This is a genomic window from Pirellulales bacterium (assembly GCA_035939775.1).
Classification (GTDB): domain Bacteria; phylum Planctomycetota; class Planctomycetia; order Pirellulales; family DATAWG01; genus DASZFO01.
This window is the reverse complement of sequence record DASZFO010000103.1, coordinates 1-8,091: the sequence shown is the minus strand read 5'-3', so window position 1 is coordinate 8,091 and position 8,091 is coordinate 1. Positions and strand designations below refer to the sequence as shown.

The 8,091-nt window shown below is 61.1% G+C and carries 8 protein-coding genes and 2 rRNA genes; 2 read left to right on the top strand and 8 right to left on the bottom strand.

What is annotated here, in order from left to right:
• Nucleotides 1–111: 111 nt before the first annotated feature.
• Nucleotides 112–978 (bottom strand): hypothetical protein, encoded by an 867-nt coding sequence (locus tag VGY55_06455; GenBank protein ID HEV2969612.1) that lies wholly within the window; start codon nucleotides 976–978, stop codon nucleotides 112–114.
• A 721-nt stretch (nucleotides 979–1,699) separates the two neighbouring features.
• On the opposite strand from VGY55_06455, the gene VGY55_06450 reads away from it, so the two are divergent.
• Nucleotides 1,700–1,981, top strand: a complete 282-nt coding sequence (locus tag VGY55_06450) for a flagellar biosynthesis anti-sigma factor FlgM (GenBank protein ID HEV2969611.1) — start codon at nucleotides 1,700–1,702, stop codon at nucleotides 1,979–1,981.
• Between the two features lie 10 nt (nucleotides 1,982–1,991).
• Here the strand turns inward: VGY55_06450 and xylA are convergent, their stop codons facing one another.
• The 5 genes from xylA to VGY55_06425 all read right to left on the bottom strand — a co-directional run bounded on the left by xylA (nucleotide 1,992) and on the right by VGY55_06425 (nucleotide 6,886).
• On the bottom strand, nucleotides 1,992–3,302 hold the full coding sequence (xylA, locus tag VGY55_06445; GenBank protein ID HEV2969610.1) for a xylose isomerase: 1,311 nt from the start codon (nucleotides 3,300–3,302) through the stop codon (nucleotides 1,992–1,994).
• Between the two features lie 139 nt (nucleotides 3,303–3,441).
• On the bottom strand, nucleotides 3,442–3,654 hold the full coding sequence (locus tag VGY55_06440) for a hypothetical protein (protein ID HEV2969609.1): 213 nt from the start codon (nucleotides 3,652–3,654) through the stop codon (nucleotides 3,442–3,444).
• Between the two features lie 86 nt (nucleotides 3,655–3,740).
• Nucleotides 3,741–5,456, bottom strand: a complete 1,716-nt coding sequence (locus VGY55_06435) for a hypothetical protein (protein ID HEV2969608.1) — start codon at nucleotides 5,454–5,456, stop codon at nucleotides 3,741–3,743.
• Between the two features lie 91 nt (nucleotides 5,457–5,547).
• Nucleotides 5,548–5,760: a hypothetical protein gene (locus VGY55_06430; protein ID HEV2969607.1), complete on the bottom strand. Its 213-nt coding sequence runs from the start codon at nucleotides 5,758–5,760 to the stop codon at nucleotides 5,548–5,550.
• A 70-nt stretch (nucleotides 5,761–5,830) separates the two neighbouring features.
• Complete coding sequence (locus tag VGY55_06425) at nucleotides 5,831–6,886, bottom strand: serine/threonine-protein kinase (GenBank protein ID HEV2969606.1); 1,056 nt, start codon at nucleotides 6,884–6,886, stop codon at nucleotides 5,831–5,833.
• A 246-nt stretch (nucleotides 6,887–7,132) separates the two neighbouring features.
• Here VGY55_06425 and VGY55_06420 point away from each other — a divergent pair, with 246 nt between their 5' ends.
• Nucleotides 7,133–7,447, top strand: coding sequence for a hypothetical protein (locus VGY55_06420; GenBank protein ID HEV2969605.1), 315 nt, complete (start codon nucleotides 7,133–7,135; stop codon nucleotides 7,445–7,447).
• A 171-nt stretch (nucleotides 7,448–7,618) separates the two neighbouring features.
• On the opposite strand, the gene rrf is transcribed toward VGY55_06420, so the two are convergent.
• Nucleotides 7,619–7,726: ribosomal RNA gene (rrf, locus tag VGY55_06415) — 5S ribosomal RNA — on the bottom strand.
• Between the two features lie 119 nt (nucleotides 7,727–7,845).
• A 23S ribosomal RNA gene (locus tag VGY55_06410) occupies nucleotides 7,846–8,091 on the bottom strand; the annotation flags it as partial.

The following is an 8,091-nucleotide window of genomic DNA, read 5'->3' as shown; positions in this document are numbered from 1 at the left end:
TTCTACGAGCCGTTCACCGACCGCATCCCGCCCAAGGGGACCGACGTGGAACTGGTGCTGACGCCCAAGCCCGAGAAAGCAAGTGGCAAGTGAGAAGTGGCAGGGACGTTGTCACTTCGTCTGGGCGGCTTCGAGGCGGCGCTTTACTTGAGCGAACCAATCGCGCAGCTCGGTTTCGTCGATCAGCCCGTCGTGGTTGGCGTCGATCTTCTCGAACCGACCGCGGAGCCGCTCCGGTAGATCATCTTTGGTGAGCTTCCCATCGGCGCGCTTGCTCATGCCGAGCAGCCGCTTGATGATTGGCTCGCCGTCGGGGGGGCCCGCCGGGGATTTCGCCCCGGGCGCTGAGCCAGGCTTCGCATCCGAGCCGGGGGTTAACTTAGTATCCGCAGCCGGCTTCACGACGCCGAAACCGGGAGGATTGCCGGCGGCGCCGCGCTTAGCGAGCAGGGCCTTGAACGCCGTGACGAATTCGTCTTTGGTCGATTCTCCGCCGGTAGATTTGCTCGCTTCGGCAAAAACGCGCTTGAGCAATGGACGGCCTTCGGGGATGTCGTCAGCGGTGATTTTACCCTTGTGCTTGGTGTCGAGCCGGTCGAAGATTTTTTCCGGATCGGGGATGAAACCGTTGCCGGCCGGCGGCGCCGCTGGATTCGGCTTCTCCGCTGTACCGGCGCCCGTCGCGGCGGGAGAGGCGGGATGATCTTCACCGACGGACTTCAATTGAGCGATGAATTCGTCGCGGCTTAGCTTGCCATCGGCCGGCTTGCCCGCCAGCCTCAGCAGCCGCTCGAAGAGATGCTTTTTCTCGGCCGGAATCTCATCTGCGGTGAGCTGACCGTCGTGATTGGCGTCCAAACGATCAAACAGCGCCGCGGCGTCGTCAGCCGGCGACGGCTTGGAATCCGCGGCGGAAACCGTGCGACCGGCAACGACGAGCAGAGCGAAACAGAGCGAACAGAGGACGTAATTGCGCATGGCGACGATTCGGCTTTCGATTGTATGACAGAGTTTCCGGGATTGCGGCTTCCGCAAAATGCGGCCGCTATCTAAACCATAGCCGATGCACGGCGGGCGGCGATAGCACTTGATGCGTCTATTGATCTAACCCGCGGGGCGCCTTGTAAGTTCTGCTGGAGTCTGAAAAAAACGGTTAGGCGAGGCTTGCTGCCAGCACTCCGCGCCGCGAAAAAACCGACCGCGACTTCGGCTTGGCGCGGATTGGCTAACCCTTTGATCTGGTATTACTTCGATCTTGTGCCGGTTCGGCAAGGCTCCTATAATCGGCCGCCCCAATCGGTCTCCGGAACGCGCTTTGCAAATGCAGATTGCCGTTGTCTTGCGGGCAGTGCGAAGCGATCATGTCGAACGATCCGCATGAACGGCGGTTGGTCGCCAAGCCGCGCTCGACGTAGGTGGTGAAAAACCGACGCAGGTCGCAGGCCCGCAACGGCGCCACGCGACCGGTCGCGCCGTCCAACCGAGCGAGACCGCCCCGAACGTCCAAGACGTTGCACGCGACAAAGATGGTGGAAGCTACGGCTCAGGCTCAACGAGGTCTTTCGAGGTTTTGATTGAATCGCCGCCGTGGGCAACCGATGAATGGAATGCCATGAGTCGACGCCCGCGAGATCGCAACTTGAAGACGGAATGCGGCGCTGGTGGTTCATCGTGAGGTATACTAAGTAGGAGAAGCACCATGCAAATTTTTGGCCCCTCGCAAGTTCACGGTCCCCAGAGCATCAACGCCCCGCACGGCATTCGCGGCGCGGCGGCAACGGCGCCGGCGCGCTCGACGGCCGACGTGACCGACGAGCTGCACATCTCGGATTCCGCGCGGATCGCCGGCCAGCTCAGCGAGATCCCCGACATCCGTCAGGACCGAGTCAACTCGATCCGCACGGCCATCGCCCAAGGCACGTACGAAACCAGCGACAAATTGAGCGGTGCCCTCGACCGGCTGCTCGATGAGATCGGGTGAGGCGATACCGTCAGATGTACGTGTTGATCAGATTCTCGAGCATCTCTTGGCGGCCGCTGGCGTTTGCCGCGGCATCTCCCTTTTCGAGCATGTAACACTCGAGCGAGGAGAAGCTGGCTCGGCCGCGTTCGATCTCGGCGCCGATCCCCGAGTTCCACGAGGCGTAGCGGTCCTTGACGAACTTGTCGAGCGCGCCGTCGGCTCGGATCGCCGCGGCGATCTTTAGCCCGCGGGCGAAGGCGTCCATGCCACCGATATGGGCATGGAACAGATCGACCGGCTCGAAGCTCTCGCGGCGGACCTTGGCGTCGAAGTTGATCCCGCCAGGGGCCAACCCGCCATACTTCAGGATCGAGAGCATGCAGGTCGTCGTGAGATAGATGTCGGTGGGGAATTGGTCGGTGTCCCAGCCCAAGAGCGTGTCGCCCGTGTTGGCGTCGATCGAGCCCAGGAACCCCTGAGCGCCGGCGTATTCCAGTTCGTGCTGCATCGAGTGCCCGGCCAGCGTGGCGTGGTTCGTCTCGATGTTCATCTTCACGTGCTCGGTCAGCCCGTAAGTACGCAGAAAGTTGATGCAGGCCGCGACGTCGAAATCGTATTGATGCTTGGTCGGCTCCTTCGGCTTCGGCTCGAAATAGAACTGCCCGGTGAAGCCGATCTGCTTGGCGTAATCGACGGCCATGTGCATGAAGCGGGCCAGGTGGTCGAACTCTCGCTTCATGTCGGTGTTCCAGAGGTTCTGATAGCCCTCGCGGCCGCCCCAGAAGGTATAGCCGGTGCCGCCGAGTTCCTTCGTCACCTCGATCGCCTTCTTCACCTGCGCGGCGGCGAAGGCGAAGGCGTCGGCATTGGGGCTGGTCGCCGCGCCGTGCATATAGCGCGGATTGCTGAACAGATTGGCGGTGCCCCAAAGCAGATTGATCCCGGTGCGCTGCTGCTCTTCCTTGAGCGCCTTGACGACCGCGTCGAGGTTCTTGTTCGACTCGGAGAGTGTCTTCCCTTCGGGCGCGACATCGCGATCGTGGAAGCAATAGAACCGATTGCCGAGCTTCTCCATGAACTCGAACGCCACGCGCACTCGGTTGACCGCATTCTCGACCGTGTCTTTCCCCGATTCCCAAGGGCGGAGCATCGTCGCCGGGCCGAACGGATCGCTCCCCGTGCCGCGGAAGGTGTGCCAATAGGCGACGGCGAAGCGGAAATGCTCCCGCATCGGCTTGCCTTCGACCACTTCGTTTTCGTCGTAGTGGCGAAAGGAGAGTGGGTTCTTCGATTTCGCTCCCTCGAAGCGGATTTTCTGGATTTCAGGAAACGCGGGCATGGATCGGGTCTCTGCGGTGGGTGAAAGCGCGGCTGTGCTATCGCGAAGGTGGGAAGCCGCGTCCCATCGTGGCAAAAACCGGCGCGAATTGCAAGAACTCTGGGAGCCGGGCAGTGGGTGAATCCTGTGTGCAGGCGTGTTAGGGCTGCGAGCGCGACGTGAATACATCGCTCCCTAGCGACGGTCCCAGCCGTTCAGCTAGATCGCGCGCATTCTGCCGAGCTTCATCGCGTTCGCGGATCAACCGCTGCCGATCCACGACAATCGAACAGGCCACCGCCAACAGAGTGACGACGATCAGCAGCGTCCGCAGGCTGAATTGGAAGCGGCAGCGGAGAGACGGGGCGATCATGGCGGTAGTATAGCAGGCGGCGCACAGAAAAACCCCGCCGGGTTCGGCGGGGTCAATGTTCAGTCAGAATGTTGGAACCGAGAAGTTTAGGGGAAGGTCTCGAAGTTGACGTCCTTCTCTTTGCCAAACGTATTGCCGCCGCCGAGCACCAGCGTGTCGGTCCCCGGGCCGCCGTCGAAGAAGGCCGACTTGGTTACGGTCGTGTCGCTGATCGACAGGCTGTCGTCGCCGGGGCCGAGGAAGACTTCCAACGTTTTGAAAGTGTTCAACGTGGCGCCTGAGGCCAACTCGAACACGACGGAGTCGTTGCCGCTGCCGGTGTCGATGAACACGTCGCTGGCGGTTACGCCTCGCTCGAAGTCGATCGAGTCGTTGCCACTGCCGGTGATGATGGCAATATTGCGTCCGACGGCGACTCCCTCCAGGTCGATCGTCGTGCCGCTGGAGCCGTGGTTCACGTTCAGATTGTGGCCAACCGTAGCATCGTTGACGAACAGCGTCGCCACGCCCGAGCCGAAGTTCACGTTCAGATCGCGCCCGATCGAGACGGGCCCTTCCGTTCCGTTGGAACTTGCCTCGTCGTCGGCAGCGTCGTCGTTGACGAAGACGCCGTTGGTGCCGTTGCCGAGATTGACATTCTCCGAGCCTCCCACCGAGAGCGAGGCCTCTTCGAGCGTCGTGTTCCCCTTGGCGGTATTGATGTTGAGGTCGCCGCCGATCTCGACCAGCGTGCCGGTCGTTTCGGCGGTGACAACTTCCGTTCCGATGGTGATCGTGTCGTTGCCCGGCCCGAGCGAGATGTTCACATTGTGCCGGACGCTCACGAGGGTCAGATCGATCGAGTCGGTGCTCCGCGGGGCGTTGAAATTGAGCGAGTCGCCGACCGAGACGTCGTAGAGATCGACGCTGTTGGTTCCCGCGCCGAGATTGAAGATGAGGCTGTGCCCGATCGCGTCGCCTTGGCCGGTGGTCACGCCCTCGAGAGCGACGCCGGTGGAATTCGACAGCGTGACATCGAGGCTGCCGCCGCCGTTGATGACCTCGCTTCCGCGGACCGAGGTGGAATTCTCGGAGACTGCGTCCGCGCCGCCGCCGGTTGTCGAACCCGTATTGATCACAAGGTCGCCGCGAATGGCCACGGCAAATGTCCCGGTGACGACTTGAAGCGGGCGAATGGCCGTTCCGGTCGTCGGAACGCTGATGACGCCGAGGTTGACCGTGTCATTGCCGCCGCCCGTGTCGATCACCACGCTTCCGCGCACACTGACGGCCGTCGCGGTGGCCGCGCCGGTGGTCGCCAGGCCGATATCGACCGTGTCGTTTCCGCCGCCGGTGTTCACGACGATGCTACCGCCGACGGTCACCGGCCCCAGCGTGATTTCCGCCAATCCAATCCCGGCGAGACCGGTGTCCCCCGAGCCGATCGCAACGAAATCGCTGCCGTTGCCGGTCGTCACTAGGACGTCGTCCTTGAGCGAAGCGTTGGTCAAGCCGAACGCGTTGTTCCCGCCGTCAAGGTCGGCAAGGATGCTGTCGGTGATTCCGTTGACCGTGACGGCCGCGTTGTTCGTCCCCTTGTATTTGAAATTGGTAGTGCCGCTCGGATCGGAGATGAGGTATTGCCCCGCGGTCCCCGTGCCGCTGACGACCGCCGTGTTATCGCCGCTGTCTCCGGTGAGAAACAGGCTATGCCCGGCCACCTTCACCACAACGTTGCCGGTCAGCAGGCAGCGGCGTTCGAGACCTTCAATCCGCAGAGTTCGTCGCGAGATGCGTTTCTGTGAAGTTCGTTTCCGTGTCATGAGTTGTCTCCTCTGGAAAAAGACGTTTCGATCTTCCGAGGCACGGGACCGGTGACCGGCTCATGCGCCTCAGCGCGGCGCCAGTTGCATATCAGAGACATTTTTTAACACGATTTTCCAGATTTGCAAGATTCCGAAAGCATGCTTTTAATAGAAAATCAAAAACAAATAAATCGCGACTGATGAAGCGCCCGCAGCGTCGTTCGAAGTCACGATCGATCGCTCGGCGGTCGATGCCAATCCGCAGCGCGCGGCCCACTGCCGGCACGGCTTCAATGCCGCCAGAGGACTTGCACGCCAGCAAGCCAGCCCTGGCTAATCCGCGACCAGCTTGTTCGTGGGAGCGTCAAGATTGGCACTGCTCGGAGGCCTTCTCAGGCGGCACCACCATAGCCATCGTCGTCCCCGAGGATTCCCGCCAATATTGCTGCGACTGCCGCCGCCGGTGGCGGTCGATCCTCGGGAGACTTTGCCATCATCCGGGAACAGAGATCGGCCAACGTCCGCGGGATCCCAGGGTATTCCGCTGCGACGTCGGGCCGCTCGGGATTCTGGTGCATTAGAAGCCGCGCGACCATCGGTCGCGACGCGAACGGCGCATGCCCAGTCAGCAGGAAGTAAAACACGCAGCCGAAACTGTAAATGTCCGTCCGCGGATCGATGAGGCAGACGTCGACGGCTTGCTCGGGCGCCAGGTAGTCGAACGTGCTCCATATCGCGTCATCGTCGGCGGGATCTGGCGAATCGATCTTATCCTTCATGAATCCCGCCAAACTCAGATCCAAGAGCTTGACGGCGCCTCGTTGATCGACCATCAGATGCGAGGGCTTGACGTCGCGATGGATCACTCCTTTTTCGTGCATCGCGGCGAGCCCGTCGGCAGCTTGACGGATAATGTCGGCGGCGGTCCTGTGATCGAGCGGCCCGTGGTTCTTGACTATCGCTTGCAAATCGTGGCCATTAACGTACTCCAATACCAGGTATTGGTACCGTTTCCATTGGGCGATGTCGAATGCCCCCTCGACGTTTGGATGCGTGATTTTGGCGGCTGCCGTCGCCTGATTAAGGAAACGTGCGATCAAGGTCGCATTGCCTGCACGACTAACGGGGAACACTTTGATTGCTCGAAGGAGCGCCCCTTTCACGTGCTCGCCCAGATAAACGCTTCCTGATCGACCGTGCCCCAGCATGCCCAGCAGCTTGTAATTTCCGAGAATGAAATTCGTCGATCTCCCTTGAAGCAGACTGTCGGCCTGCCAGCGGGTGAGCAGCTTGGCCTCGATAAACGTGTTCGCCAAACGCTCGCTGTCGTCCAATGCCGCCGGATCGGAACGCTTCCAGGCTGCAAGCGTCCCCGCTAACGTGTCATAGGCGATGAGTTCGCTGCGCTCGATGCACTCGATCAGTTTTTCGACCGTTATTTTTGGCATGTCGGCCCTCAACACCGACCATACCACGGGCCATTCAATCAAGCCAGCAAATGCGCTGTGGGCCGATGACCGCGACGTTGTCGACGCGTCGTCGCAGAGCTACGATTAGCTGTCGACCTGGGAGGATATCATGATTCAGCCGGCGCCGGCGCAGACGAATATCGAGATTGAACGGATGCACGCGGCAAACCGCGAGGGAGGAGCGAATCGCGCGATGGCCCCGCATGTCGTTCACGTCGATGCCGCATGCCCGCATCCCGATTGCTCGCAGCGCCTGCAGGCGATCGACTTCCGTTTGGAGGCGGGCCGAAAACCGTCTGGGGAGAGGGGGACAGTCCCCGCTTTCTGCGCGGACTCCGAAAAGGGGACAGTCCCCGACGGTTTTCGCATGACGCGTTGGTCAGGGCCTGGTGGGACGACACCGGCTTCGCCGGCCGCTGCCCAAGCTGCGGCCGCTGGATTCACTTCACGATCCGCGGCAAGCGGGCGATCGACGAATCCGCCACCGCGACTCTGCCGCAGCTCCCGGCGAACTGGGCCAGCGAAGCAGTGATTCTCTAGGGCGGGCGAGTGCCGATTCTATAGGGCGGGCGAGTGCCGGTCACGCCAAGCGGATCTTCATGGCTTGGAGCGTGCGCTTGAAGGGATCCAGCACGAGCCCCAGAATCTCCAGCGGCTGAAAAAAAAGCCCGCCGCGGTCTCAGGGCTGAGTCCGCGGCGGGCGAGTGAAAAATCCGGCGATACCTACTCTCGCACTTTGGGTACTACCATCGGCTCTGAAAGCTTAACTACCGTGTTCGGAATGGGAACGGGTGTGGCCTTTCAGATATGGTCACCGGAAAGGAGCGGCCCGCGCCGTAAGGCGACGGACCGCTTGATGTCCATTCAAGACAATTTGTTGTGGTAATTGGCTGCTCTCGGCACGGCGTCTCGCTTGCGAGCGAGAGCGCTAGATAAAGGTGGTCAAGCATTCGTCCGTTAGTACCGGTTAGCTGAGCACATTGCTGCGCGTACACATCCGGCCTATCAACCTGGTCGTCTTCCAGGGGACTTTCGGCAATTGCCTACGAAACCTCATCTTGGAGCGGGCTTCACGCTTATATGCTTTCAGCGTTTATCCTTTCCGTTCATAGCTATCCAGCCGTGCCGCTAGCGCGACAACTGGGACACCAGAGGAACGTCCTTCTAAATCCTCTCGTACTAAA

What these genes read in the sequence shown, in the direction of transcription:
- VGY55_06455 (HEV2969612.1), bottom strand. Translation starts at nt 978, where the DNA reads ATGCGCAATTACGTCCTCTGTTCGCTCTGTTTCGCTCTGCTCGTCGTT.
- VGY55_06450 (HEV2969611.1), top strand. Translation starts at nt 1,700, where the DNA reads ATGCAAATTTTTGGCCCCTCGCAAGTTCACGGTCCCCAGAGCATCAAC.
- xylA (HEV2969610.1), bottom strand. Translation starts at nt 3,302, where the DNA reads ATGCCCGCGTTTCCTGAAATCCAGAAAATCCGCTTCGAGGGAGCGAAA.
- VGY55_06440 (HEV2969609.1), bottom strand. Translation starts at nt 3,654, where the DNA reads ATGATCGCCCCGTCTCTCCGCTGCCGCTTCCAATTCAGCCTGCGGACG.
- VGY55_06435 (HEV2969608.1), bottom strand. Translation starts at nt 5,456, where the DNA reads ATGACACGGAAACGAACTTCACAGAAACGCATCTCGCGACGAACTCTG.
- VGY55_06425 (HEV2969606.1), bottom strand. Translation starts at nt 6,886, where the DNA reads ATGCCAAAAATAACGGTCGAAAAACTGATCGAGTGCATCGAGCGCAGC.
- VGY55_06420 (HEV2969605.1), top strand. Translation starts at nt 7,133, where the DNA reads ATGCCCGCATCCCGATTGCTCGCAGCGCCTGCAGGCGATCGACTTCCG.